General features: G+C 41.8%; 21 protein-coding genes and 2 riboswitches. Of the genes, 7 read left to right on the top strand and 14 right to left on the bottom strand.

Annotation, left to right across the window (positions count from 1 at the left end):
- Positions 1-15: 15 nt before the first annotated feature.
- From J7E32_RS10800 to J7E32_RS10765, 8 genes are all read right to left on the bottom strand, one after another.
- A complete protein-coding gene (locus tag J7E32_RS10800; protein WP_214907163.1) occupies positions 16-3195 on the bottom strand; it encodes a cellobiose phosphorylase in 3180 nt (1059 codons plus the stop codon).
- 26 nt (positions 3196-3221) lie between these two features.
- Positions 3222-4556, bottom strand: coding sequence for a GH1 family beta-glucosidase (locus J7E32_RS10795; RefSeq protein WP_214907162.1), 1335 nt, complete (start codon positions 4554-4556; stop codon positions 3222-3224).
- A 19-nt stretch (positions 4557-4575) separates the two neighbouring features.
- The gene (locus J7E32_RS10790; RefSeq protein WP_214907161.1) at positions 4576-5382 is read right to left on the bottom strand and encodes a glycoside hydrolase family 16 protein; all 807 of its coding nucleotides are present in this window, start codon (positions 5380-5382) and stop codon (positions 4576-4578) included.
- A gap of 1042 nt (positions 5383-6424) precedes the next feature.
- Positions 6425-7936, bottom strand: coding sequence for a response regulator (locus J7E32_RS23205; protein WP_214907160.1), 1512 nt, complete (start codon positions 7934-7936; stop codon positions 6425-6427).
- A complete protein-coding gene (locus J7E32_RS10780; RefSeq protein ID WP_214907159.1) occupies positions 7929-9791 on the bottom strand; it encodes a sensor histidine kinase in 1863 nt (620 codons plus the stop codon). Before J7E32_RS10780 ends, J7E32_RS23205 begins: the two co-directional genes overlap by 8 nt.
- 202 nt (positions 9792-9993) lie before the next feature.
- Entirely contained in the window at positions 9994-11649 is a 1656-nt protein-coding gene (locus J7E32_RS10775; RefSeq protein ID WP_214907158.1) for a type 2 periplasmic-binding domain-containing protein, read from the bottom strand.
- A 210-nt stretch (positions 11650-11859) separates the two neighbouring features.
- On the bottom strand, positions 11860-12687 hold the full coding sequence (locus J7E32_RS10770; protein WP_214907195.1) for a carbohydrate ABC transporter permease: 828 nt from the start codon (positions 12685-12687) through the stop codon (positions 11860-11862).
- 84 nt (positions 12688-12771) lie between these two features.
- A complete protein-coding gene (locus J7E32_RS10765; protein ID WP_286183000.1) occupies positions 12772-13707 on the bottom strand; it encodes an ABC transporter permease in 936 nt (311 codons plus the stop codon).
- 361 nt (positions 13708-14068) lie between these two features.
- On the opposite strand from J7E32_RS10765, the gene map reads away from it, so the two are divergent.
- The 5 genes from map to J7E32_RS10740 all read left to right on the top strand — a co-directional run bounded on the left by map (position 14069) and on the right by J7E32_RS10740 (position 19258).
- Entirely contained in the window at positions 14069-14812 is a 744-nt protein-coding gene (gene map, locus J7E32_RS10760) for a type I methionyl aminopeptidase (protein WP_214907154.1), read from the top strand.
- Between the two features lie 184 nt (positions 14813-14996).
- Positions 14997-15100, top strand: a riboswitch (SAM riboswitch).
- A gap of 88 nt (positions 15101-15188) precedes the next feature.
- Positions 15189-15293, top strand: a riboswitch (SAM riboswitch).
- A gap of 88 nt (positions 15294-15381) precedes the next feature.
- Positions 15382-16413, top strand: coding sequence for a methionine ABC transporter ATP-binding protein (locus J7E32_RS10755; RefSeq protein ID WP_214907152.1), 1032 nt, complete (start codon positions 15382-15384; stop codon positions 16411-16413).
- On the top strand, positions 16403-17053 hold the full coding sequence (locus J7E32_RS10750; RefSeq protein ID WP_214907150.1) for a methionine ABC transporter permease: 651 nt from the start codon (positions 16403-16405) through the stop codon (positions 17051-17053). The genes J7E32_RS10755 and J7E32_RS10750 overlap by 11 nt, the downstream gene beginning before the upstream one ends.
- Positions 17054-17069: 16 nt before the next feature.
- Positions 17070-17906, top strand: coding sequence for a MetQ/NlpA family ABC transporter substrate-binding protein (locus J7E32_RS10745; protein WP_214907148.1), 837 nt, complete (start codon positions 17070-17072; stop codon positions 17904-17906).
- A gap of 137 nt (positions 17907-18043) precedes the next feature.
- Entirely contained in the window at positions 18044-19258 is a 1215-nt protein-coding gene (locus J7E32_RS10740) for a M20 family metallopeptidase (RefSeq protein WP_214907146.1), read from the top strand.
- A 428-nt stretch (positions 19259-19686) separates the two neighbouring features.
- On the opposite strand, the gene J7E32_RS22860 is transcribed toward J7E32_RS10740, so the two are convergent.
- Positions 19687-19809, bottom strand: coding sequence for a hypothetical protein (locus J7E32_RS22860; RefSeq protein ID WP_286182994.1), 123 nt, complete (start codon positions 19807-19809; stop codon positions 19687-19689).
- Positions 19810-20195: 386 nt separating this feature from the next.
- On the opposite strand from J7E32_RS22860, the gene brnQ reads away from it, so the two are divergent.
- Positions 20196-21560 carry a branched-chain amino acid transport system II carrier protein gene (brnQ, locus tag J7E32_RS10735; protein WP_214907143.1) on the top strand — a complete coding sequence of 455 codons (1365 nt, stop codon included), beginning with the start codon at positions 20196-20198 and terminating at the stop codon, positions 21558-21560.
- A gap of 85 nt (positions 21561-21645) precedes the next feature.
- Here the strand turns inward: brnQ and J7E32_RS22855 are convergent, their stop codons facing one another.
- The gene (locus tag J7E32_RS22855; RefSeq protein WP_264163773.1) at positions 21646-21768 is read right to left on the bottom strand and encodes a hypothetical protein; all 123 of its coding nucleotides are present in this window, start codon (positions 21766-21768) and stop codon (positions 21646-21648) included.
- 652 nt (positions 21769-22420) lie between these two features.
- On the opposite strand from J7E32_RS22855, the gene J7E32_RS10730 reads away from it, so the two are divergent.
- Positions 22421-22591: a hypothetical protein gene (locus J7E32_RS10730; RefSeq protein WP_214907141.1), complete on the top strand. Its 171-nt coding sequence runs from the start codon at positions 22421-22423 to the stop codon at positions 22589-22591.
- Between the two features lie 291 nt (positions 22592-22882).
- Here J7E32_RS10730 and J7E32_RS10725 read toward each other — a convergent pair whose 3' ends face one another.
- The 4 genes from J7E32_RS10725 to J7E32_RS10710 form a co-directional block, all read right to left on the bottom strand.
- Entirely contained in the window at positions 22883-23125 is a 243-nt protein-coding gene (locus tag J7E32_RS10725; protein ID WP_214907139.1) for a hypothetical protein, read from the bottom strand.
- A gap of 153 nt (positions 23126-23278) precedes the next feature.
- On the bottom strand, positions 23279-24790 hold the full coding sequence (locus J7E32_RS10720; protein WP_214907137.1) for a tripartite tricarboxylate transporter permease: 1512 nt from the start codon (positions 24788-24790) through the stop codon (positions 23279-23281).
- A 14-nt stretch (positions 24791-24804) separates the two neighbouring features.
- Positions 24805-25263, bottom strand: a complete 459-nt coding sequence (locus tag J7E32_RS10715; protein WP_214907135.1) for a tripartite tricarboxylate transporter TctB family protein — start codon at positions 25261-25263, stop codon at positions 24805-24807.
- An 88-nt stretch (positions 25264-25351) separates the two neighbouring features.
- Positions 25352-26362: a Bug family tripartite tricarboxylate transporter substrate binding protein gene (locus J7E32_RS10710; RefSeq protein WP_214907134.1), complete on the bottom strand. Its 1011-nt coding sequence runs from the start codon at positions 26360-26362 to the stop codon at positions 25352-25354.
- Between the last annotated feature and the right edge of the window lie 44 nt (positions 26363-26406).

The following is a 26406-nucleotide window of genomic DNA, read 5'->3' as shown; positions in this document are numbered from 1 at the left end:
TCAGCACCTCATCTATTAATCTAGGTAAACATCTATCTTTGAAACTTTTCCTTCCCTAACAGCTTGTGCATAGGATTCTTGCAGCTGGTCGCCATGAACCTCTACCTCTTCTCCATTCATATGGAGTACATACTTTACTGTCTTTGCACCTTCTGCACCGAAAGTATTTCTCCTAGATGGATTGTGATAGGTTACCTGAGTCTTGCCCAACATTGTAAATTGCACCTTGCCCTCTGAATCAAAAAGCCATGAAGGAAGGATCGGCTCAAGCTTCAGCGTCAAACCTTCTTCGTTTACGTCAAAAAGCTTTTTCCCCATCATCATCATTTGCCAGATACTTAAGAATTCTGCGGTTGTTCCACTCAGCCTCGCGACAAAACCTTGTCCATGGAGGCTGGAATCAGGGTTCACGCTGCTAGCGATAAAGGATGAGTTCTCGAGAACACTTCTTCCATACACTTCTGCATCCATGAATGGCGGCATCGCATAGTTGATATCTTCATAGAACTCATCATACAATCCGGACTTCAAGACACTGAGCAGATACTTGAATTCCATATGCATGAAGATGGATTCGCGCTCAAGCCATCCCGGGGTGAATGCTCTCGCCCGGCCGATATCAAATGTTTGGTCTTCAAGAGAACCGGAAGTTTTGTACATTTTCAGCTTGCTGTCGTAAATTTCAGAGTTTCTAACATGTTGATATGTCGACAAGGCTGTTTGAAGATCCGCAGTCTTCAATGCCCTTGCAGGACCTTCAAGGAAATGCGGAAGAACAGACACCTCAAAGCTATTGACCTGAACTAACGGCAAGCCTTTTTTATTCAGGATTTCATTTCCGTTGTCATCGACAATCTTTTCCCAGTCAACTGCTTCGTAGGAGAAATAAGTTGGGATGAGTCCATTTCCAAGATCTGTCGCTTTGTCTATTCCTGCTTTTGTTTTAAGAAGCATTTGCTTTGCATAAGAAGTAAGCTTTTGTAACTCAATATTCTTTTCCGTACCTTCGAAGCCGTTTTTCACTGATTCGCGATATTTTTCACGGGCAGCCGCTGTTTGATTCCAGTAGCTGTAATCATCGAGTTCGCCATTTTCAAATTGATTCAGGAATTCTACAACTGTCTCAGCCAGTTCGACCACTTCTGCAGGAAGTGTAATCTCCAAGTCACCAGCCTCACCAGAAGCAATGACAAATTCAAGCAGGCGTTTCAGCTCTAATGTCTCACTCATGGCTGAACCGAAAATTCCTGGCAGGCCATTCATCGAGTCATTCCAGCCTGGCTTATTCGCTTCCATTTCCACACCCATTCCATAAGGGTCCAATGTAGAAAATTTCAGCAATGCTAGCGAGAACAATTTGCTGTAAAGATTGGATGTAAAGAACTCACCGTCAGGTCTCCTCACCCAATTCGACTCTTTCTGATGTCCAAATTCATTGATGGCATCGTATTGGCGGACCTTACCATTAGCCAGTACATATTTTTCAGAACGCGGATTCACAAATACCGGACTGTGGAAATATTTGTAGCCATAATCATCGAACAATAGCTGCGCTTTATTTTCCGGATAAACCTTCAAATAGTTTTCAACCAGGTCGAGATTGTACGTCCAGTGGTCCATCCAGTACCCTTCTCCAAACTCCGCTTCAATGTTCTGGGAGCTCCTTGAAAGAACTTTTTTCAGGAAATCCGGAAGTGAAGATGCAAGCTGAATATCGCTGTCAGAAATCGTTTGAAGCAAATCGCCTGGTGTATAGGTTCCGCTCAGCTTCTTTTTAATGAAATCTGCATCCTTTTGGACTGGAACCAGTTCATCCAGCCATCCCCAATCAGACTGATCACTTAGTTCAAAGCTTGCTCCTTTTACGACGAGCGGGTTATAGCCATCCGCCTGGATCAGGCTCATGAACAGCTTGATATTATAGTCACCCGTCTCAGGATGGAAAAACACATCATTCCTGCGGTTCTGGTTCACATCACGGAAGTTGCCGTTCCCCTGAGAGAAGTATTCAGGCGCAAGCGAGAAAAAGTTATAATCCCGCTCCAGATCTCCGTGTTTACGGGAAAAAACATAATAAGTAAAGGCAGAATCATCCGTTTCCACTTCAATTGGAAAACCGCCGCGCAGCACATTGTCAAGGTAGCTTTGGTTTACATAGGCATCAAATAGAGGGGACGCTGTCTTTGTTTCAACATCCCTCGTAATCTCCGTAACCAGACTCTGCGCTTCTTCGTATTTTCTTTCCATATATCCGGCAGCTCTAATGTCAGCTGCTTTTTCATTGATGATCTCAATGTCCTTCACATGTCCGATCAATGTATGGAAGCTCAATTTCCCACCTTGCTCAAGCACTCTGCCCAAACCAGAGAAACCGCAAGGAACTTTATTGGAGGTTACCGGCTCAGCTGCTGATACCTCTTTAACAGATAATTTCTCAAACTCATCAGGATAAGACAGCGAACTGTTCGAACCAAAAATCAAATCCGCGTCCACAATTGGTTTAATCAGTTGGCCTTCATCATCAAAGCTTAAATAAAAATGTCCCTTTGTCACCTCTTCAACTTCCGCCGAATCATTCGTTGATGACCGGACTCGGTAGTACGGAATGCCATTTTCAAGGTTGAATACATCCATCCAGCTTTTTAGTGTATTTCCCACTGCTTTATAGGCAGCATCATCAATTCCGAACGGGATGATTGCAGGAAGCCCATCAATGACCTCAAGTTCAAGCGGACCATCAGAAAGATTCTCGACCTCCACCTTTCTCGCAAGAGCTCCAAAGTTCTCATTCGGAAGCGTGAAATACGTTACTACTGTTTTCACGCCATATTGATGGTTGATTTCTTCCAGCTTCATTTCATTTTCTTTTATAGACATCGTTCTCTTTCGGTCTTTTTTGCTGCCGTATGAAGAGAATGGCTCGAAAACGGTACTTCCATTCAGCTTGATAAATGTGCGGAAACCATTGGTCCCTACTCGCTGATATGCCTGGTTTGCAGGGAAAAATTCAGTTATAGCATGATTTTTATCCTGCACACCAAAGCTGACGATTCCCTGCCCTCTGTTGACGTAGAACGCCCAGATTGGTATTCCGTATAAACCTGCCAGACCAGGAAGGAAGCTTGAGAATGTTTTTGCCTGGTCAAATTCCTCGATTACAAGATATTGATTATCATCAAAGCGGTATCTTTCCATAATTGATCACTCCGAAGTCATTGGATTTAAATTGAACGGTTCCTGATTATTTCTGCATAACGGTAACCGCTATCCTTAAGGATTCTTTCCTGAGTTTTAAAATCAACATACGTGATCCCAAAACGTTTGTCGTAGCCAAATGCCCATTCAAAATTATCGAGCAATGACCATAGATAATATCCAGCGATGTTCATGCCGTCTTCATTAAGCTCGGCGACTGCCCGAATATGCTTTTCAACATAATCCTGCCTGTCGGGATCATGGACATGGTTGTCCTCAGAAACCTGATCATCGAATGCAGCGCCATTTTCAGTTATATAGATTGGTAGATTCGTATACTCTTTACGCAAACGGTGAATCAGATCCTTGAATTCAGCAGGCGAAATATCCCATCCCATTCCCGTTTTCGGATAGTCTGAATACGCATGTGTGAACAGGAAATCCGAGGCAGCATTGAATTTAACTAAACCGCGGCTGTAAAAATTAATTCCGAAGAAATCACATTCGATCGAAATCTTCTCCAAATCCCCTTCCTGGATAAAGTCGTAGGAGTGGACATATTTAGAGAACAGATTCATCATATCTGCAGGGTAAGAACCTTTTAGCACAGGATCAAGGAACCATCGATTAGAATAACCATCTGCATTATTGGCAGCTAGCTGGTCATTGGCTGAATTGCTCTCAGGATACATTGGTGAAAGATTTAGTGTGATGCCAATTGGCGTTGCCGAAGCAAACTTCCCCTTTAAAAGCTCAACCGCTTCTCCATGAGACAGCAATATATGGTGGACAGCCTTTAGCGCCTCATCCATATTCGTGTGTCCCGGAGCGTGTATTCCTTGATGGTAACCAAGAAAACCTGCACACCACGGTTCATTATGGGTAATCCACATTTCCACATGCTCATCAAGTTCCTCGAAGCATTTCTCTGCGTACTCCATGAACCAGTTGACGGATTCCCTGTTCGTCCAGCCGCCCTTTTCGTGGGCCCACATTGGCAAATCCCAGTGATAAAGAGTGACTGCAGGCTTGATTCCATTTTCGATCAGACGAGCTATAAGTTTTTTATAAAAATTCATCCCAGCTTCGTTATACTTTCCTTGCTCTGGAAAAATTCTTGGCCAGGCAATCGAGAAGCGATAGGAATCCACACCAAGCGTTTTTAAAATCTCAATATCCTTTTCATATAAGTGGTAATGGTCACAGGCGATATCCCCATTATCCATGTTGAAGACCATCCCGGGAGTCCGGGAAAATGTATCCCATATCGAAAGCGTTCTGCCATCTGCCTGATAGGCTCCTTCAATTTGATAGGATGATGTTGCTGTGCCGAAAATAAAATCTTTTGAAAATCTAGTCATCCATTTCTCACCTCAAATGTTATTGATCTTTTCTCTCGTAAACTTTGATGTAATCAACTGTCATTCTCTGTGGGAACTGGGTTGTTTCATCAGGGTATCCCGGCCATTTTCCACCGACAGCAAGATTCAGCTGCAGGTAAAATTCGCGGTCAAATGGTGCAAAACCAGGCTGCTTATCTTCTGATTCCGAAGCCTTGCTGAACCATTCAGTCTGTCTTGCATAGAGGACATCATCTACATACCATCTGAATTCGCCTGGTTCCCAATCAAGGGTGAAGACATGGAAATCATCAGAGAACTTCTTACCTTCCGGAAGAGTGAAGTTGTCTCCTGTGTAGGTGTGAGGCATGCCATAATGGAGCGTTCCATAAACCGTACCAGGTTGATGGCCGATACTCTCCATGATGTCGATTTCCCCGCAGGCTGGCCATCCAGTATACTTTTCCATATCCTCTGGCATCATCCAGATGGCAGGCCAGATTCCCTGGCCTTCAGGCAATTTAGCCCGAAATGAGAATCGTCCGTAAGTCCAAGCTGCCTTGCCTTTAGTCGTCAATTTCGCGGATGTATAATCCATCCCTTTATACTCCTCATTCCTCGCCTCAAGCACCAGCATGCCATTCTCGATTCGAGCGTTTTCATTCCGTCTTGTATAGTACTGGGATTCTTCATTCCCGAAGCCATTGCCAGCCTCAACAAAATTCCAGTTGTTTTCATTTATCTCAGAAAGATTAAAATTCTCTTCCCAAACTAACTTCCATTCCGCTTCTGAATTTGAAAGCGTCATCATTTCTTTGCTTAAATTGCCCTGATTTTTTGACTCCACCTAAACCGCCCCTTTCTGAAAAAACTCGTTGCTGCGAACAAAATATATCTCAATTCCTATTCTACCTTTGCCAGTCCTGCATCTTGAGATAGAGAATTTTGTTTAGGGTGTCAATATTTTAGAAGAGCGTAGAATCCTGTGAAAACACTTCCAAAAAACGTTAAAATAGTTCGAGATTAATTGGGTTTTAAGTGAATTCCCATATAAACGCTGATAAAAATGAATTGGGAGTTACTTCGGACAGATTGAAGATGCTCCGGTGAGATTTTGTCCGAACTTGGGGTGACTTCAGACAAATTGAAGACGCTCCAGTGAGAATTTGGCCGAACCAGAGGGGACTTCGGACAAATTGATGACGCTCCTGCGAGATTTTGTCCGAATCCGGGGTGACTTCAGACAAATTGATGACGCTCCAGCGAGTTTTTGTCCGAACTTGGGGGGACTTCAGACAAATTGATGACGCACCGGCTTGATATTGTCCGAATCCGGGGTGACTTCAGACAAATTGATGACGCTCCTGCGAGATTTTGTCCGAACTTGGGGGGACTTCAGACAAATTTAACCTGCACCGGCGTGATTTTGTCTGAACCTAGGGGGACTTCAGTCAAATTGGAGACGCTCCAGCGAGATTTTGTCCGAACTTGGGGGGACTTCAGACAAATTGTAGACGCATCAGCGTGCTTTTGTCTGAACCTGGGGGGACTTCGAACAAATTGAAGACGCTACAGCAAGATTTTGTCCGAACTTGGGGGGACTTCAGACAAATTGAAGACGTTCCAGCGTGATTTTGTCCGAACCTGAGGGGACTTCAGACAAATTGAAGACGCTCCAGCGTGATTTTGTCCGAACCCGAGGTGACTTCGGACAAATTACAGGCCCCTCCGACAAGATTTTGTCCGAACCCCGGGGGACTTTTCCATTTGTGCCGAGAAATTATAAAACTTATTACCTAATACTGATTGAGCATTCTTTTATAGAGATTTAATTTGCCCCCCATTAATAACTTGAAAAAACAGAAAAAAGAGAGCCTATTCAGCCCTCTTCATCCATTCAGTTCCCGATATTCTTTTGGTGAAATCCCTTCAACATCACGGAACACTCTCGCAAATTGTTTTGGGTTTTTGTACCCTACCATCTCACTGATTTCCAGTATCTTGAAATCCGTCTCTTTCAGCAGCCGCTTTGCACTTTCTACTCTGACCATCTTCAAGTAGTCAACGAAGTTTTGTCCAATATACTCCTTGAACATATGGCTGAAATAGGAATAATTCAATGAAATGTAATTAGCGACTACAGCTAAATTCAAATCCTTATGATAATTTTCCCTAATATACGCAATTGCCCGATCCATGTACTTTTGCTCTGAATACACTGCTTTTACCTGTTTATTGTATTCATGGATTCTCATCAGCAAATCCTCGAGGGCATGGAAGTATTCATGGAAGTTGTCAAAGTTATAGATATTGTCTATCTTATTTAAAAGCTCGAACGTTACAAGAGATTCTTCCCCCAACCTCTTGAAAAAGCCTTTGAAGATCGTCTCATTGATTTCCTCATTAAGGTTTTCAAGATAGTCGATGCTGCTGTGGGCAATGACATCGAAATCCATAACCTGCCTGAGGTTATCTTTAATTTCCTTTTCCCGTTCAGTCCCCAGCATATTGGAAATTTTATTGATAAGGTCAGCTGGGAGAGAGTCCACTTCTGGTTTCTCTTTAACATTCTCATATAAAATAGTCTGACGACGCGGATAGAGGAAATGATACTTGATTGCTGTGGCTGCCTGGCCATAAGTTTTTTTAAATTCCCTTATATCATGCGCCTTTTCGCTAATGCCAATGGTAAAAATCAAATGTCTGTCCCTGCCAAGCTGTTCTTTCAGAAACGAAAATTGCTCAAAGTCTGATGAAATGATTGTCACCCGGCCGTCTTTATCAAGGAACGGGATGCTATCACTGCTGGAATGGATCAGCTGATTGATCTTATTAAGAAAGTCCTCACCATCTATATCTCCATCCACCTGAATGATTCCCACATAGTAACCATCCGGATACGAATCTATTTTCATTTTCTTATACAGATCTTCTACATCTGCCTGTTGAATATTAGGATTAAGCAAAATGTAATTCAGTTGACTGGCACGGTAGTCATCCATATGCTGGTAGGTCATTTTCTGGCTGTTTTCCAGTTCTTCTATGATGGTATTCAATGTTTTGAATAGCTCTGTCCGGTTTACCGGCTTCAATAAGTAATCCTTTACCTTATGTTTGATCGCTTCCTTGGCATACGTGAAATCATCGTAACCGCTGAGAATCACAATCGATGTATTTATGTCTTCTTGCTGTTGGAGCTCTTTGATTAATTGAATGCCATCCATCCTTGGCATTTTGATATCAGTGATCACGATATCCGGTTTATTTTTCAAAACACCGTCCAGGGCTTCCTGTCCATCTGATGCAATGAAAGTTTCGAAATTTGGATATTCCCGCTTGATCATAGCCTGTATACCCAATCTGATATTTTTCTCATCGTCAGCTATAAGAACTTTATACACTTTGGCTGCCTCCTTTCATGATTTTACAAGGCATTTTTATCGTTACCATCGTGAATTCGCCTTTCTCACTTGTCACAAACACTCCATACTCCGGTCCATAGTAAAGCTGGATTCTCTCATTCACATTGTGGATACCTATGCCATTTCCACCTTTAGAACCGGAATTTTGAGTTTTTACCCCTGTTTGAATGGATAAGTTGAGGGATTCACATTCCTCTTTTGTCATTCCCACACCATTATCTTTTATCTCAATGATGATATGGTCCTCTGAACATATCCCATTCACCTGCAGGATGCCTTCATTTTTCTGGTCATTTGGAATGATTCCATGTTTAATGGCATTCTCAATGATCGGCTGCAGCGACATTTTCAGAACTTCCTGATCATGCAATTCATGGGGGATATCAATATTCAAGGTTAGTAATCCATCCAGACGCAAATTCATAATGTCTACATAATTCTTTATATAATTCAACTCTTCATCCAGCACTACAAAATCATTCTTCCATTTAAGATTGTAGCGCATCATTTCACCAAGGGAGGTCACGGCATCAGAAATAGGGTACTGCCCTTCTATTTCTGCCATCATCTTGATGTTTTCCAACGTATTGTAAAGGAAATGAGAGTCAATTTGCGTTTTCAAGGCCTTTAATTCTGTTTCTTTGGCTGTCGCCTGCTTATTGACAGCTTCGGCGATCAATCCATTCATTTTACCAAGAAGACTTTTAAAATGAAATGCAAGCTCCGAAATCTCATCTTGTCCATTAATCTCAACATCAACAGAAAAGTCTCCTTGTTCTACCTGCTTCATTGAATCTTTCAATTTGTACATTTTTTTCAAAAGCAATAAAACCAATACATAGGTAACAAAAGAAAGAATAATAACAAGAAAGATAATTCCGCTAAAAATAACATTCCTGGTCTTTGCCGTTTCAGCATAAAGGCCTTCAAGGGAAATGACATTCAGCAGGTATGCATCCAAATCATCAATATAGGCAGTGATAACCAGGTACGGAGTTTCATTGTTTTCAAATTCAAAACTGCCTGTGCCTTCATGTTTTGATTTGTTGAATTTACGTTTCAGATCTTCAGTGTCAATACCGGCATCTTCAAAATAGGTGTGATGAAAATTCCTGATCATATTGTTATCCTTATCAATGACCACATAGACCGAATCAGGGTCCTGCACCGTTCCGAACATTTTAGGGAAGAAGTTTTTCAAAAACATATTGATTTCAATGATGCCTAAATGTTCATCCTTTGGGTAATCCAATTCCCGCAACAATGAGATCTTAGCTGTGTTTTGTGATGGAAGTCTTTCAAGGACATCCTCGGTCTGCTGGTCGAACCACCATACCTCCATCCCATTCCTGTTGATGACCTCTTCCCTCCATGGCTTTTCCATGATTCGATTTTCTTTAAAAAGTATCGGCCACATCTCGGTTATATATGGATTGGTGGTATACAGCCGGATATTTTCAATAGCTGGATTATTAGCCTGCAGCCTGGTCACATTCGACAACTCGTTCATTCTGAAATCAATTAGCTGATCAATATTTGCTTCGTTCCTGCTTTTAACAAAGTCGATGAATTCCATATCCGAAACGACCATTTGAGCCGTTCGTCTCATAGATTCAATATTGTTTTTTATATGGATTTTCTCGATTTCAAGAGCATTTTCACTTTTAATCCTGATTTCATTGATCGCCCTGCCATAAACGTTACTGGAATAAATAGAAATGAAAATGATAATAGGAATGATAATAATAATGATATATAAGGCAATCAGCTTTTGTTGCAGGGAGAGTCGATTTAACCATGATCCAGCTTTTTTTATTGTCTTTTGAAAATCCATATTTTCACATCCATCATTTGTCCGCTAAAAAATATTATAAATGATATTCAATATTAATATTGTGGTAAAGTGTTTCAATTTGATGAAGTTATTTCGTGTAATCAAACGCCAAAAGCCGTGATTCCTGCCTGTATGTAAAAAGAGGAATAGACTGCCCCTTCAAGAAATTTAATTCGAGAAGGAACAGTCTTTCCATAGTTATTTATTTTGCTGACTCAAGTTTTGCCTTGTTCTTTTCATATACTTCCTGCTGATACTTTTCAACTTTTTCATAGCCGAAAGAATCACGCTTCTTCAGGAATTCGTTGAAAACCTTATCGAACTCTTTATCAGATTTAGCTAGTAGAAGCTTAGGAAGAGTTTTGCCCCATTCCTGTGCGATCTTGCTTGCTGCTACACCTTCTGCAGAAGTTCCAGTTGGGCTGATGCCATCAAATTCTGCATAGCTGACTGTCTTTCCTTTTGTCCAGTCTTCCATTTGCTTGAATGGTTCAGAAGCTGGCGGTGCCCATGCAAGGCTCATGTTTGTATCCATTAGCATCCAGTATTTGAATGAAGCGCCATACTGCTGGTCAAATGCTGCACGGTCTTTGTTCAATAGATCAAGAACTTCCGGTTTGAATTCAGGCTTACCGTTTACCATATCATACGTTTCGCCTTCTTTACCCATGTAAAGGTCCATTTGTCCTTCTTCACTGATCATGTAAGTCAGGAATTGGATTGCTCTTTCTTTGTCTTTTACATCTTTAGAGATCAAAGTCACTGTCCAGCCTGAGATGCTGTCACCCGCTAATGCTGGGCCGTCTCCATTAGAGTTCGCTGGGCCGTCTACTGCAATGTAAACTGAATTAGGATCTTTTGCATACAATGCGTGCTGTTGTGCTGCAAGGTCACTGCGCTGGTAAAGCATTGCGAAGTAACGGCCTTGTGAAATCTTTTCTTCCATTTGTGGACGCTTGTCAATGAAGATGTCCTTTGCAAGAAGTCCTTTGTCATTTGCTTCTCTGAAAGTCTTTAACCATGCAAGATATTCAGGATCCTGACTGCGGTCATAAACCTTTCCGTCTTTTTCCATCGGGATGTTCAAGAAGTTTTGCAGATAGCCTTCAAGAGAAGTGTTTCCTACATCTGTAAATTCATTCAATCCGAATGGAATCAATGGTGCACCGTTCACTTCAGGGTATTTTTCCTTAGCAGCTTCTAGAGCTTTTAAGAATCCTTCAGGAGTGCTCATATCCGGGCTGCCAATCGCTTCATACATATCTTTTCTTACAAGGAATGTCTGGTTTGATGGCTTAAGGTTTTTATACTTGTCAAAATCCTTTGGTGAAGAAGAAGCATTTGGATAGCCATATGTGTTTCCATCTTCTTGCTTATACCACTCGATTTTTGCTCCGTCTGCTACTTTATAAAAATATGGATCATATTGATCTGCAAGTTCATTTAATGGAAGGACAAGCTCGCCTTCAATCATCTTCTTAACAGCATCTTCCCACCAGCCGATTGTGATGAAATCAGGAAGTTTTCCAGATGCAATCATTGTGTTCATTTTCTCTGCTTCGTTACCTGCTGGTGAAATAAAGTTAACTGATACACCAGTTTTATCCGTTACATATTTGGAGACAGCATCGTCGCCCCATTTATGTGCGAACCATGAAAAGTTAACGTACCAGTCAAACGTAATTGGATCTTTATTGTCTTGCCAGCCAGGTGCATCTGCACTTGCTTTCGGTTTATCTGCGTCCTTTTCATCGGAAGCGTTTTCATTTGTCTTGCTGGAACAGCCTGAAAATAGTGCTAAAACCAATGATAGAACTAGCAATAATGAAAAGCCTTTGGAAAAGAATTTTTTCCTCATTTTTTGACCCTCTCTCTTTTGTGTTATTTTGGGCCACATTACTAAATGTACACTGCTTTTAAAGAGCGGGAAAGGCTTTTTTCTTAAGTACCAGCCTTTCCCAAGGTCAGAAGGGGGTATCCTTCATGAATAAAGCACGTCATTCAATAATGAAGCCTGGGTTATTTAAATTTCTTCAGTGAAGAAAAATTTAAATCGAAGTTTAATAGATCAACCTTTTACTGATCCAATCAGCATTCCTTTTACAAAGTACTTTTGCAGGAATGGATAGACTAACATGATTGGAAGTGTTGTTACAACCATCGTTGCCAGTTTGATAGACTGGGATGTTACCGTCTTCGTGGCAATCGATCCTGCTGCATTCGTCATCATCTGATTTGAGCTGGACTCAGCAACCACCTTGTATAAATACGTCTGGATTGGCTGCAGGTCGGGATTATTTACAAAGATAACTCCGGCAAAGTAGTCGTTCCACTGGTATACTCCCTGGAACAATGCGATTGTTGCAATAACCGGCATTGAGAGCGGGATGATTACTTTGATAAAAATCATAAAGTCATTCGCTCCATCTATTTTTGCTGCTTCTTCAAGAGAAGTTGGCAATTCCCTGAAGAATGATACAAAGATGATTAGATGGAAGAAGTTAAACATTGTTGGAATGATATATACAAGGAAGTTATCAAACAATCCAAGATCCCTGATCAATAGGAAGTAAGGAATCAATCCACCGCTGAAAAACATTGTGATGACACCGACCAGCATGTAGAAATTCCTGCCGTAAAGGTCACGTCTTGAAATGGCATAAGCAACCATCGCTGTAAAGAATACGTGTGTGATTGTTCCGATAACCGTTTTGGCAATTGTTACGCCAAAGGATGTGACAATACCTGGTGTTTGAAACACAGCCTTGTAGTTTTCAAATGTAAACTCTCGAGGCCACCAGTAAATTCCGCCTCTCATAGCATCAACACCGTCATTCAGTGAATTGACGAGAACATACCAGATTGGGTAGATCGTTATGGCACATATAAAGAGCATGATGAGAATGTTAATGTTGTCAAAGATGTACTCGCTTGTTGTTCGCCGGTTCCGTTTAAAAAGTTTAAACACAACCTCACCCCCTTAGAATAAAGATGTTCCATTCAGTTTCTTGACAATCTTGTTAGCAGACAGGAGCAGGATAAAGGCAATGATTGCTTTCAATAAACCGACTGCTGTTGCATATGAGTAGCGGGCATTTTGCAGACCCATCTGGTAGACATAAATATCAATTACATTACTGGCGCTTTCATTCAACGAGTTACGCAGAATCAAGATCTGGTCGAAGTTTGAATTTAAGACACCGCTTACAGCAAGGATAAAAAGAATTGTGATTGTCGGGCGAATTGACGGCAATGTGACATGCCACATCTTTTGGAAGCGATTTGCTCCGTCAATCGTAGACGATTCGTATAGTTCTGGAGATACACCAGCAATTGCTGCAAGATAAATGATTGCTGACCATCCAAGTTCTTTCCATATATCCGAGAGAATGACGATTGCCCAGAAGTTATCAGGTGAAGCAAGGAAATTCGTACGTTCACTGATCAACCCTAAACCTAGCAAAATATCGTTTAAGACCCCGATATCTGCGAGCCATGTTGTCAAAATCCCTCCAAGTACAACCCATGAAATGAAGTGCGGCAAGTAAGAAATTGTTTGAACCGCTTTCTTAAGCTTCATTGATGTAAGTTCATTAAGCAAAAGAGCAAATATAATTGGAAGCGGGAACCCGATAATTAATTTAATCAAGCTGATTCCGAGAGTGTTTTTCAGGACGATCCAGAAATTCTCATCCTGCAGGAATTCCTTAAACTGCATCAAGCCTACCCAAGGTGCTTCTGAGATTGTCTTGATGATGCTGTATTCCTTAAATGCGATGATTAACCCGTACATAGGAATATAGTTGAAGACGAACATCCAAACTACACCGAGAAGGGCCATCACTTGCAAATACTTTTGAGAAATGATTGTCTTTTTAATTTTTTTAAATTTTTCTTTTTTTGTAGGCTCTACCATTATGGTGTCACTGACTGGTTGTTCGACTGGCTGTTGAATCTTGACTTCCATTTCTTCACCACCTTAGTTGCTGTTGTCTTTCTTGTACCTTTATCATAAAAAAAAGGGCTTACATTTATAAGCCATCGAATTTTGCTTATGGTACCATTTTTTTAGTTTTAGGTTTATAGAACAAAATATTGATACCATCATGTTGTTATCGTTTTCATAGAAGTGGATAAAGTTTTAGTTGGGGAACTTATAAAAACAGGCAACCAGTCCTTTTTAATGGTCCATAAAACTCAAGGTTGGATTTTCGTACTCAAAAAGGATAATCTAATCGTAGGCTTTTTAAATCGATGTTATTGGAAAGGAATATATCATGATTGCGAAAACAGAAGAAGATTTTAGCGGCTTGAAAGAAATTGGCAGGATCGTGGGCTTGATACGGGATGAGTTAGTCGGGAAGACTGCACCAGGTATCACCACAATAGAGCTTGATGAAATTGCGGGCAGGTTATTTGAAGAACATGGGGCGATTTCAGCTCCAAAGGGAGAATACAATTTCCCCGGCTATACATGCATAAGTGTGAACGAAGAGGTCGCACATGGCATACCAGGCAGCCGAGTGATCAAAGAAGGCGATATTGTGAATATCGACGTTTCCGGATCAAAAAACGGGTATTTTGCCGATACAGGTATATCCTTCGTCGTTGGCGAAGGTGATCCTATCTTATCCAAGATATGCGAAACGGCCGTCGAGGCCTTTGAAGCAGGTTTGAAAAAAGCGAAACCAGGTTCGAAGAAAAGTGGTCTAGGAAAAGCTGTTATCGCAACTGCGAGAAAAAACGGACTGACTGTCATCAAGAATTTGACCGGACATGGAATTGGCCGAACAATCCATGAAGCGCCAGATCACATCTACAACTATAACGAGCCATGGGATGACGAGCTTTTAAAAGAAGGAATGGTCATCGCTTTCGAGCCTTTCATCTCAACTCGTGAGGAAGAAGTTTTCCAAAACGATAATGACGAGTGGACATATGTTACAGAAAACAGCTTTGTTGCTCAATGTGAGCACACGATTATTCTTACGAAGAATGGACCGATTGTCATTACCAAATAGAGCTCCCTTTTCTCGTTTGAAACCCTTGCTGCTGCAAGGGTTTTTATTTTTTCACCTATCTCTTGGCATTTCATACTAAATTCCTATTTTTCGTTTTACTAAAGAAAAAATCCACAAAATGATTGACACTCTTTCTATGACGCAGTAAAGTAATAAACAAGATTTACAATTCAATATTCGTTACTTCTTATCAAGAGAGGTTGAGGGACTGGCCCTATGACACCTCGGCAGCGGACTCCTTTGGAGGACTGTGCCAAATCCAGCAAGCATGCGCTTGACAGATAAGAAGAGGCCGACTTTTCATTTAATGTCCTCTTCTTTCTGAAGGGGACTTTTTGTTTTTCAAAATATCCCCTTAAACAATTTCATATCGACTTTCTTATCAAGAGAGGCAGAGGGACTGGCCCTATGAAGCCTCGGCAGCGGACTCCTTTTGGAGAACTGTGCCAATTCCAGCAAGCAATAGCTTGGGAGATAAGAAGAGACATTGTCCAGCATTTGTTGCGGCATACCCTCTTCCTGTTTCCAGGAAGAGGTTTTTTTTATGCATTTATAAAGGAGGAAATCAGTTGATTACGTTTGAGAGAGTGGAGAAAGTGTATGAAAGCCGCGGAAATAAGGTAGCGGCACTGAATGGAATTGATCTGGAAATCAAAGAAGGAGAAATATTTGGAGTCATTGGATTTAGCGGTGCTGGTAAAAGCTCACTGATCCGCTGTGTGAATCTGTTGGAACAGCCGACATCTGGCCGGGTGATTGTTGATGGCTGCGACATGACTTCCCTTGCTGTAAAAGAAGTACGGGAAGTGAAAAGGAATATTGGAATGGTGTTCCAGCATTTCAATCTCTTAAACTCCAAGACAGTATTTGAAAATGTCGCGATGCCACTAGTTCTAGGTAAGCTTCCGAAGGCGAAAATCAAAGAGCGGGTTTATCAGCTCCTCGACTTTGTCGGTCTCGCTGATAAGGCAAATAATTATCCGGACCAGCTTTCAGGCGGCCAAAAACAGCGGATTGGTATTGCCCGTGCACTGGCAACCCAGCCTAAAATCCTGCTTTGCGATGAAGCGACATCAGCGCTGGATCCGCAGACTACTAGTTCGATTCTTCAGCTTTTAAAAAAAATCAACATGGAGTACAACATCACGATTTTGATTATTACCCACGAAATGTCCGTTATCAGGGAAATATGTGACCGGGTGGCAGTTATCGAGGAAGGAAGAATCATTGAGGAAGGGTCTGTCTTTGAAGTCTTTTCTGCTCCTAAAACAGTTACAGCCAGGAATTTCGTCAGCACCATCATGAATGACAATATTCCCGATTCAGTCCGCAAAATCATTGAGGGCCATTCAGGGCTGCAAAAGGTATTCCGGATCAACTTCGTCGGTGAAGCAGCTGGCGAGCCTCTGCTGTCTCAGCTGTCAAAAAAGTTTGATATCCATGTCAATGTTCTGTTCGGCAATATTACTGAACTGCAGGGAATTCCTTTCGGAAATCTGATTGTCGAGTTCCAGGGCAGTGATAAAGAAATATTGAGGGCCCTTAATTTTATCGGCCAGCAAAAAGTCAACATAAAGGAAGTGACAGCACATGCTAGTTAATTCAGAACAAATCATCCAGGCCTTAATTGAAACACTGCAAATGGTTGCCTTCTCCCTGCTTTTTTCAGCAGTCCTTGGAGTGCCGCTTGGTATTGCGCTTGTCGTCACCAGGAAGGGCCATTTGCTTGAAAGCACCCCTGTCTTCAATGTACTAAATAGCGTCATCAACGTCTTTCGCTCAGTGCCATTCATTATCCTGCTGGTCGCAATCATCCCGCTGACCCGGTTGATTGTTGGCACATCGATTGGTACAGCTGCGGCTGTTGTCCCGCTTGTCTTCTATGCAGGTCCGTATATTGCAAGATTGGTAGAGAATTCTTTGTTGGAAGTCGATCCCGGAGTTATTGAAGCAGCCGAATCAATGGGTGCCACTCCCTGGCAGATTGTTTTCAAATTCATTCTTCCAGAAGCGATGAGTTCACTGATTCTTGCTTTCACGATCGCAACCGTCGGACTGATCGGTGCATCGGCAATGGCCGGGGCAATCGGCGGCGGCGGACTGGGTGACCTGGCAATTACATATGGCTATCAGCGTTTTGATACTCAGACAATGTTCATCACAGTAGGCATTTTGATTGTCATGGTACAGGGTTTGCAATCACTTGGAAATATAACAGCTAAAAAAATCAGAAGAAGATAACCAGGAGGAAAATAAAATGAAAAAACTTTTACTAGCATTGATCGTACTTAGTCTGGCATTAATCAGCACCGCATGTTCCAGTTCTTCATCATCCGCGAAAGGCGGAGAAACTGTCAAAGTAAAGCTTGGGGTCAGCGGAACAGATCACCGAGTCTGGGATTTTGTTGCTAAAAAAGCTGAGAAAGAAGGAATTGACGTCGAAATTGTCACATTCTCGGATTATGTCCAGCCGAACCTTGCGCTTGCTGAAGGTGAATTAGATGCAAACTCATTCCAGACCGTTTCCTATTTTGATGCTTTTATCAAGGAGCATAATCTTGACCTTGTACCAATCGCAACCACACTGATTGCACCAATGGGTCTATACTCTGATAAATACAAAGACGTTAAAGATATTCCTGAAGGCGGGAAGATTGCCCTTGCAAATGAAGCTACGAATATGGGAAGAGGACTTCTTTTACTCCAGGAAGCTGGTTTGATCAAGCTTGAGGACGGCTTCGATGGTATTGGCTCCCTTGATAAAATCGTGGAAAATCCCAAGAACCTTGAATTTGTGACGCTTGTTGCCGGCCAAACTCCGAGGGTACTGCCAGATGTCGCTGCATCCATCATCAATAATGGTATCGCAGTAGACGCAGGACTTACACCAAAGAAAGACGCCATCTTCCTTGAGAGTGCAACTGCCACTCCATACATCAACATCATCGCTGTGCGGGAAGAAGACAAAGACAATAAAACTTTGAAAAGATTAGCTGAACTTTACCAGCAGGATGACACAAAGGAGTTCATCGAGAAGGAATATAAAGGTAATACACTTCCTACCTTTGTGCCGCTTAGCAATATTGGTTGGTAATCAGCATCGGCATTTCCGTGACAACAAGGTGGTTTTGTAGATCTAAAGAATTTGCACGGTGGGGCAAGTATCAGCTTTTAAGGGTGGAAACTGCCCCCCCTTCCATCCATTTTTTTAAAAATTAAGGAGGATTCAGGATGTCAACATCAGTAAAAGCAATTAACGAGTTAAAAGAAACTATTATAGGTAACGTTGAGCTTAATAAGGAGCTGTACTTATCAACTAGCCATGAAATCCATGAAAGACCGGAAATCGGCAATGAGGAATTTTTCGCATCTGCCCGCCTAATCAAGATTTTAAAGGATGAAGGTTTTGAAGTTGAAAAAGCGGTAGCGGGACACGAAACCTCCTTTGTTGCACGCAAAAAGTCCGGAAAACCAGGACCATCAATCGCCTTTCTTGCAGAGTACGATGCCTTGCCTGGGATTGGCCATGCCTGCGGACATAACATCATAGGCACGACCAGTGTCGCAGCTGCAATTGCGCTAAGCAAGGTATTGAATGAAACTGGCGGTGAAGCAGTCGTATTTGGAACGCCTGCCGAGGAGGGCGGACCAAATGGAAGTGCTAAAGGGAGCTTCGTAAAGCATGGCCTTGTTGAAGGAATCGATGCAGCATTAATGCTGCACCCTTCAGGACAAACAAGATTGACATCGTCTTCCCTTGCTGTTGATCCACTCGACTTTGAATTTATCGGCAAACCAGCCCATGCAGCCGCATCGCCTCATGAAGGTATTAATGCATTGGATGGGGTGATTCAGCTCTTTAATGGTATCAATGCCTTGAGACAACAGTTGACGGATGACGTCCGAATCCACGGAATCATTACCCATGGAGGCGATGCACCGAACATCATTCCTGAATACGCAAAAGCAAGGTTCTTCATTCGTGCTGCAACACGGAGTGGATTAAATGAGGTTACCCGGCGCGTAAAGGCAGTTGCTGAGGGAGCAGCCCTTGCAACAGGTGCTAAGCTGAATATAATAGCCTTCCAAAATGAAGTTGATAATCTTCTGTTGAATGATCGATATAATGTAGTTTTCAAAAATGTTATCGAAGATCTTGGGGAGTCAGTTGCAACTGATGAAAGGGAGGGAATTGGCTCAACCGATACCGGTAATATTAGCCAAGTCGTGCCAACCATTCATCCTTATATCAAAATTGGACCGGACAATCTTGTTGCCCATACTGTTCCGTTCCGTGAAGCAGCCGCTTCGCCTCAGGGTGATGAAGCCTTGCTTAAAGGAGCAAAAGCACTTGCTTTGACAGCTTTTGAATTAATTACAGACCAGGAATTATTAACAGATATCAAAGCTGAATTCGAGCTAAGAAAAGCAGCGGAGAATAATTAATCATTATTTACTTCAAATAAGAACCCTTGCACAATCGCAAGGGTTCTTTTGTTGCTATTGACTACAAAATGGGGTTGAATAAACCTATTTTCTTCGTAAAGTTGCTGTTAAATTCCTAAAGCCCGATTTTAACTTAATAGAAGGCTATTTTGCAGATTGTAATTGAGTTTGGATGCACTTTTCTCACAAAAGGAGAGCGAGACTTGAGCTTTAATTAAACAAACGCTGTTTTCGTAAAGATTGTTGTTAAAATCCTAAAGCCGATTTTAACGTAATAAAAAGCCATTTTGCAGGTCGGTACTAAGTTTGCATGCTCTTTTCTCATAAATAGAGTCAACTTTACGAAAAAAATAGGTCTTGAAATCCTGTTTTGTATCAAAAGCAACAAAGTTTGAGAAAAGAGCCTAAACAAAAGAACAGGAGAAAGCCTACTTCTGCTCTTTTCTTTCTGCCATACTGATCAAGAAGTCAATTGCTTTCATTTCTTCTTTTGTCAAATACCGGACAATTTCCGGATTCTTCAATATGGCTTTTGCTTGTTCGATTGTCATCAGATTCTCTCCCGAATAAAATTTTTCCTTCTATAGTATCGGATGGGGATAGCATTTTTTACAGCGACTAAAAAATAAACTTTCTCTTGTGAATAACCATATTCCTTAAATGCACGGCTGACTTCTGTCCTTCTATTCGAAAAATACTAAAAACTCAATTGACTTGTGAAGAGTTAGTCTATATAGTAGTGTGTATTATTCTTCTTTTGGGTTGGTTTAGAAGCTAGGCTATATTCTCTTGTGATAGATTGAACATTCTTTAACTGTCTTTCCAATAATCGGAATTTATCTCCCTGTTTTTAAGGTTTTATGGAACTTTCTCCTAAACCAACTAAAGAAGTCGTTGAACCAGAATTCACAACATCAAGAAGAGGAGACAAGTGTATATGCAGCAAAAAATTTCATTTTCAACTTATGCCCTGATTGGGACCATGCTATTTGGAATGTACTTTGGAGCGGGGAATTTGATTTTCCCTATTCAACTAGGACAACTGGCAGGCACGAACTTCTGGACTGCATTGATTGGCTTCCTGGTAACAGCCATCGGCCTCCCCTTTCTGGGCATACTGGCTATAGGCCTTTCAGGAAGTTCAGGGCTGCGTGATTTAGCCAGCAGAGTGCATCCTATTTTTGGTGTCGGCTTTGCGACAGTTCTTTACTTGACAATAGGACCTTTTTTCGCGATACCGAGGACAGCCACAGTTCCATTCGTTGTTGGTTTTGAACCCTACATTGATTCTGGACAGACTGCTTTATGGCTGGGCGTTTTCAGCTTCGCCTTCTTTGCCATTGTTTACTTTTTTTCACTGCATCCTGCAAAAGTGATGGACTACATTGGAAAATACCTGACACCTGCTTTTCTCGTTTTTTTATTTTTATTAATAGGCATCTCAGTCATGAAGCCAATGGGGAGCTTCGGGGGACCAAGTGGTGAATATGCTAATCTAGCTTTTATTACCGGATTCAAAGAGGGATATAATACAATGGATGCCCTTGCATCCCTGGCATTCGGGATTGTTGTCATCAACGCCATTAAAAGGCAGGGAATTACCTCCAGGAAGGAAATTGCCAGGGCAACATTAAAATCCGGCATATTCGCCATGTCATTGATGATGCTGATATATGGACTAATAACGTATATGGGAGCATCTAGCGTATCAGCTATCGGAACCTTCGAGAATGGCGGACAGATTTTTTCTGCAGTTGCCGAACACTATTTTGGGCCTTTCGGGGCAATCTTGCTGGCTATCATTATTGTTCTGGCATGTTTAAAAACAAGCATTGGATTAATTACGGCCTGCAGCGAATTTTTTCATGATTTACTGCCAAAGGTTTCATATCAAAGGTTTGTGCTCCTCCTATGTATCGTTTCTTTCACAGTAGCAAACTTTGGTTTGAACAATATCATCCAATTTGCTGTACCGGCTCTAATGTTCCTTTATCCATTAGCAATCATCCTTATCTTATTGACGCTGCTATCGCCGCTATTCAAAAATAAGCAAAGCGTATATACCGCTTCAATATCGATGACATTCATTGTGAGTGTTTTTGACGGTTATAACGCATTAGTGGCTAACCTGCCAAATATCAATTTTTCTTTATTCAATAATATAACCTCTCTTTATATGAACTACCTTCCTCTATACGATGTTGGTCTAGGGTGGATCATTCCCGCTTTCCTTGGGGCTGTAGTGGGGTATATTTCACCTAAAGCTCTATTACCAATGAAAAGATACCAAAAAGAACTGTAGATTTTCTCTGCAGTTCTTTTTCTATTCCTGGGAATAATTTTTCAAAAAATCTTCAAGTGGCTGTCTTATAAAATTCAGAAGCAAATCATTTATTTTGTTTCCGTTGAGCTTTTAATGCTACCTTTTCAAAACCATTTCCTCTTTCCTCAGCAAATTCAATATCTGCTTTTGGAAGAGCTTTATCATGCTTAGGTTTCTTCTTCGCCATATGATCACCCCCTTTGTATTTAAGACCTGGTGGTTAAGAAACTCTCTATGTGACCTTTTTTGCGGATTCTTCCTCGTTTTAGACTTATAGAATCTTTCTATGTGACCTTTTTGCAGGCTTCTCCTCGTTTTGGGCTTATAGAATATTTCTATGTGACCTTTTGCGGGTTTCTCCTCTTTTTGGGCTTGTAGAATCTTTCTATGTGACCTTTTTGCGGATTCTTCCTCGTTTCGAGCTTATAGAATCTTTCTATGTGACCTTTTTACAGGCTTCTCCTCGTTTTGGGCTTGTAGAATCTTTCTATGTGACCTTTTTGCGGGTTCCTCCTCGTTTTGGGCTTATAGAATCTTTCTATGTGACCTTTTTGCGAGTTTCTTCTCGTTTCGGGCCTATAGAATCTTTCTATGTGACCTTTTTGCAGGTTTCTCCTCGTTTTGGGCTTTTAGAATCTTTCTATGTGACCTTTTTGCGGATTCCTCCTCTTTTTGGGCTTATAGAATCTTTCTTTGGCTTTAGTTTTTGTACTTTTTAGGCTGATATGCTTTTATTTTCAATAAAAAACTTCTCACGTTTATAAGGATTATGACCGGGTATGTTTTAGATAATAATAATCCTATCCAAACAAGGTGTTTTGGAAGAAAGGAGTCTGATTATGAAAAAGAAACTTTTCTATGGAATCCCATTGGCACTGGCGATATTTATTGGAGGTTGTTCCGCAGAGACGGACGAGGAAAATGAACCGCCTGTCGAGGATACTGAAAATGATGTGGAAGATGAAGATTTCAAACTGGATGATGATAAATCTGATAGCGATGGGAAGTAAGACATCAAGACCTTTTACCTTTTCAAAAAATGCTGTTTCTTCATATATAGAAGGAACAGCATTTTTTCTTTGTTATCGTTTGTACGTGATTGCCTGTTTTCCGAATTGCTCCCAGCCTGCTTCTCCTAATTATGCAACAGGGCCATGGTAGACACCGAGTCCCGGCTCGTCCGAGGTTTCAGATGATCAACGGTATAATGGCTTTTCTCAACCTTTTTCTCTCCTTGTAGCATATTGACTTTTATTGAAAAAACCTTAGTACAGGTACGGTTCTAAGGTTCTTTTCCTGCGTTACTCTTCAGTAGACTCCTCAATGATCTGCTGTTCTTCTTCAGTTAATTCCTCGTCATTCTCGGTTGTACCTTTTCTTGGTTCGTCAGGCAATTCATGTGTACCATCTGGTGCCGGAGGAGCTTGTTCATCCTGTTCCATCACCGGATCTTCTTCCGGCGGGGGCTCTTCAGTGGCTCCACAGCCGGCAAGCAATAGGCCTGTCCCCAATGTGAATGAAAGCATTAAGTTTCTTTTCTCCATGTCGCCACTCCTTCCTTTTACACTCTAATATACTTATAGCCTAACTGGACGCTGGTAAACATTATCCGAGAAGAGATGAAATGTAAATATTGGAAGACAGTTGCTCTTTGGAAATTGAAAAACTGCAGGCCTGTGGCTTGCAGTTTTTCATCATTATAAAGGTTTCCCAGCATCGTTTTTCGCACTAAGCTTTTTTCGTCCTGTAAACATCGGAACTAGAATTGTCAGCAGGCTTACAATGATCAGTGTCAGCGCGATTGGCTTATCCATAAAGATAGCCAGACTTCCGTTTGAAATGGTCAGCGTTTGTCTGAAGGCTTGTTCCATCATCCCACCGAGAATAAAGGCGAGGATAAATGGCGCCGCCGGAAACGAGAACATCCTCATCAGGAATCCAATGATTCCAAACGCGACTAACATGTACAAATCGAATGTGTTGAAGCTTATGGCATAGACTCCAATCAAGCTGAAAATGATTACGAGTGAGATCAATAGCGGTCTTGGAATCCTGAGTACCCTGGCGATGTAAGGAATCAACGGAAGGTTCAGGATTAATAGAAAAATATTCCCGATATACATACTGGCGATGATTCCCCAGAATACTTCAGGACGGTCCTGAATTAATAGTGGTCCCGGCTGTACTCCTAATACTAAAAAAGCACCCAATAGAACTGCTGTAGTCCCCGACCCTGGAATTCCCAGGCTGAGAAGTGGCACAAATGCTCCTCCAGTTGCGGCATTATTCGCTGTTTCGGGCGCCGCCAACCCTTTGATTGACCCCTTTCCGAATTCCTCTGGGTTTTTCGCCAGCTTTTTTTCGGTAATATAAGCAATGAAGGAAGCGATCGTTGCTCCCGCTCCTGGCAAGACACCGATAATGAAGCCCAGAAAGGATTGCCTTGTCATCGGACCACTCATTTCTTTTACATCTTCCTTAGACAAACGCAAGCTGCCAATCTCTTTATTTTCACTCATTGAATTATCTTTACGATTCAAGATAAGTGTACTAACCTCCGCTAAAGCGAATAATCCCAGCGCAATGACTAGGAAGTCTATTCCCTCAAGAAGATTCGGGTTCCCAAAAGTGAATCTGCTTGTACCAGTCTGACTGTCGATTCCAATTGTCACTACGATAAACCCTAAGGTTGCCGAGATGAATGCCTTGATGGTTGAGCCATCTGACAAACTTGAAATGGCAGTCAGTCCCATGAACATCAAAGCAAAATACTCAGCTGGCCCGAACGATACCGCCACAGCTGATAAAACTGGCGTGAATAACATGAGCAAAATAACACTGACTGTTCCGCCAGTAAACGAGGCAATAGCGGCAATTGCCAGTGCCTTGCCTGCTTTACCCTGCTGGGCCATAGGATATCCATCAAACGCAGTAGCGACCGTTCCGGCAACACCCGGTGCGTTTAAGAGAATCGAGGAACTTGAGCCTCCAAAAATGGCACCATAGTAGACCCCGGCCATCATAACCAATGCTACCGTCGGATCCATGCTATAAGTAATCGGGATCATGATGGCGATTGCACTGATTGGTCCCAATCCTGGCATCATTCCGATGAATGTCCCCACAAAAACACCGATAAATACAAACATGATTCCTTCTATACTAAAAGCCACTTGAAACCCTGACATTAAACCTTGAAATGCATCCATGCTCTACCCTCCTTTTACAACGGGATAATTCCTGCTGGTAGATTAATTTTCAAAAGATAGTTGAATAGTCCATAAATAACTAAGGAAAATGTAATCGAAACTATTGCATTTGCTACATGCTTTTTATATCCAAGGAATAATGAACATCCAAATATAAATAAAGCAGTCATGAGTAAAAATCCAATGATTTCTAGTAGAAAAATATAGATTAATATAAAAACAAGAACCGCTAATAACAATAGAACATTCTCTTTAGTGATTGTACGCTTTAGCTTTTCAGCTTCAGTCTCTTCATTTTTATCAAAATATAGAAGGACAGCGAAAAACAGCAATAGTAAGCCTAAACCCTTCGGCACAACATCCGCATCGATGATGGCATTTGGGTATTTCGGCAGGTTATAGCTTAATAGCAAATAGAAGCCTGATAGAATCCCCAGGATGACTGCAATTTTTTGGTTGATCCTGCTAAGCAATGGTGGTCACCTCTTTTAATAGAATGAAAGATAGAACAGGCCTGACTGCTCTATCTTCCGATACGTTTCCTTTTATTCAGACTAGAAGTTAGCGTGACAATCCTAACTCTTCAAGAAGTGTCTTCATGTCTTCCGCTTCTTTTTTCAAGAACTCGCTGTACTCTTCGCTATCCATGTAAAGTTCTCCCCATCCATACTTCTTGCGGATTTCATCCCACGCAGGCGAGTCGCTTAGCTCTTTGAATTTTTCTTCATAGTACTTAACGGCTGCAGGGTCCATTCCCGGAGGTCCGAAGAAGCCCCTCCAGTTTACAAACGTTTCATCAATTCCCTGTTCCTTGGCAGTTTGGAAGTCAGATAAGACTTCTCCTTCCAGTCTCTCCTCAGAAGTGATACCGAGAACTTTGATTTTTCCTGCTTTTACTTGTTCAATCGTTTCTGCTACACCTGTTGTATAAACATCCACGCTTCCATTCAATACAGCCGTTAAACCACCAGCATCCGGGTCAGAAATATACTTGATTTTCGTTACATCAACGCCAGCGGCCTTAGCAATCTTCACAAACTGCATATGGTCCATACTGCCCGGTGATGAAGTTCCAATAACGCTGACGCTTGCAGGATCCTTTTTCATATCTTCAAACAGATCATTCAGGTTATTCCACTTCGCATCTGCTTTAACAACGAATGCACCGTAGTCTGCAATCAGGTTTGAAAGAGGTGTGAAGTCTTCATATCCGTACTCGGATTGCCCATTCAAAGGCACTAACACTAATGGTGGTGAAGCAACGAACATATGATGCTCGCTGTCCTTTTTACCGGCGATATAAGCCCAGCCAATGGCTCCCCCTCCACCAGCCTTATTGACAACCGGCAGACGCTTGTCAATGATTTTCTCCTGTTCAAAAACCTGTGAAGCCATACGTGCTGTTGTATCCCAACCGCCGCCTGGTCCAGCTGGAGCGGTAATTTCAATCGGTTGAGTCGGTTTCCATTCCCCATTTTCCCCTGTTGCATTGCCATCGCCAGAAGACTGGTTAGAACATCCTGCTGCCAGCAGCATCGTGAATGCCGCAGCCGTCGCTAAAAACTTTTTCATTTTGTTTCCCCCTTTGTAAAGATCGTATTGTCAAAACTTTTATA

The organism is Bacillus sp. ISL-55 (assembly GCF_018613155.1).
Taxonomy (GTDB): domain Bacteria; phylum Bacillota; class Bacilli; order Bacillales; family Cytobacillaceae; genus Mesobacillus.
This window is presented reverse-complemented; position numbering and strand designations above follow the sequence as displayed.

Coding starts and splice junctions, on each gene's coding strand:
- J7E32_RS10770 (WP_214907195.1), bottom strand. CDS start 12,687: ATGCTCTTTATATGTGCCATAACGATCTACCCAATCTGGTATGTTCTC.
- J7E32_RS10780 (WP_214907159.1), bottom strand. CDS start 9,791: ATGGATTTTCAAAAGACAATAAAAAAAGCTGGATCATGGTTAAATCGA.
- J7E32_RS10795 (WP_214907162.1), bottom strand. CDS start 4,556: ATGACTAGATTTTCAAAAGATTTTATTTTCGGCACAGCAACATCATCC.
- brnQ (WP_214907143.1), top strand. CDS start 20,196: ATGCAGCAAAAAATTTCATTTTCAACTTATGCCCTGATTGGGACCATG.
- J7E32_RS10725 (WP_214907139.1), bottom strand. CDS start 23,125: ATGGAGAAAAGAAACTTAATGCTTTCATTCACATTGGGGACAGGCCTA.
- J7E32_RS10800 (WP_214907163.1), bottom strand. CDS start 3,195: ATGGAAAGATACCGCTTTGATGATAATCAATATCTTGTAATCGAGGAA.
- J7E32_RS10750 (WP_214907150.1), top strand. CDS start 16,403: ATGCTAGTTAATTCAGAACAAATCATCCAGGCCTTAATTGAAACACTG.
- J7E32_RS10765 (WP_286183000.1), bottom strand. CDS start 13,707: ATGGTAGAGCCTACAAAAAAAGAAAAATTTAAAAAAATTAAAAAGACA.
- J7E32_RS22860 (WP_286182994.1), bottom strand. CDS start 19,809: ATGACAATCGAACAAGCAAAAGCCATATTGAAGAATCCGGAAATTGTC.
- J7E32_RS10775 (WP_214907158.1), bottom strand. CDS start 11,649: ATGAGGAAAAAATTCTTTTCCAAAGGCTTTTCATTATTGCTAGTTCTA.
- J7E32_RS22855 (WP_264163773.1), bottom strand. CDS start 21,768: ATGGCGAAGAAGAAACCTAAGCATGATAAAGCTCTTCCAAAAGCAGAT.
- J7E32_RS10745 (WP_214907148.1), top strand. CDS start 17,070: ATGAAAAAACTTTTACTAGCATTGATCGTACTTAGTCTGGCATTAATC.
- J7E32_RS10710 (WP_214907134.1), bottom strand. CDS start 26,362: ATGAAAAAGTTTTTAGCGACGGCTGCGGCATTCACGATGCTGCTGGCA.
- map (WP_214907154.1), top strand. CDS start 14,069: ATGATTGCGAAAACAGAAGAAGATTTTAGCGGCTTGAAAGAAATTGGC.
- J7E32_RS10720 (WP_214907137.1), bottom strand. CDS start 24,790: ATGGATGCATTTCAAGGTTTAATGTCAGGGTTTCAAGTGGCTTTTAGT.
- J7E32_RS10730 (WP_214907141.1), top strand. CDS start 22,421: ATGAAAAAGAAACTTTTCTATGGAATCCCATTGGCACTGGCGATATTT.
- J7E32_RS10740 (WP_214907146.1), top strand. CDS start 18,044: ATGTCAACATCAGTAAAAGCAATTAACGAGTTAAAAGAAACTATTATA.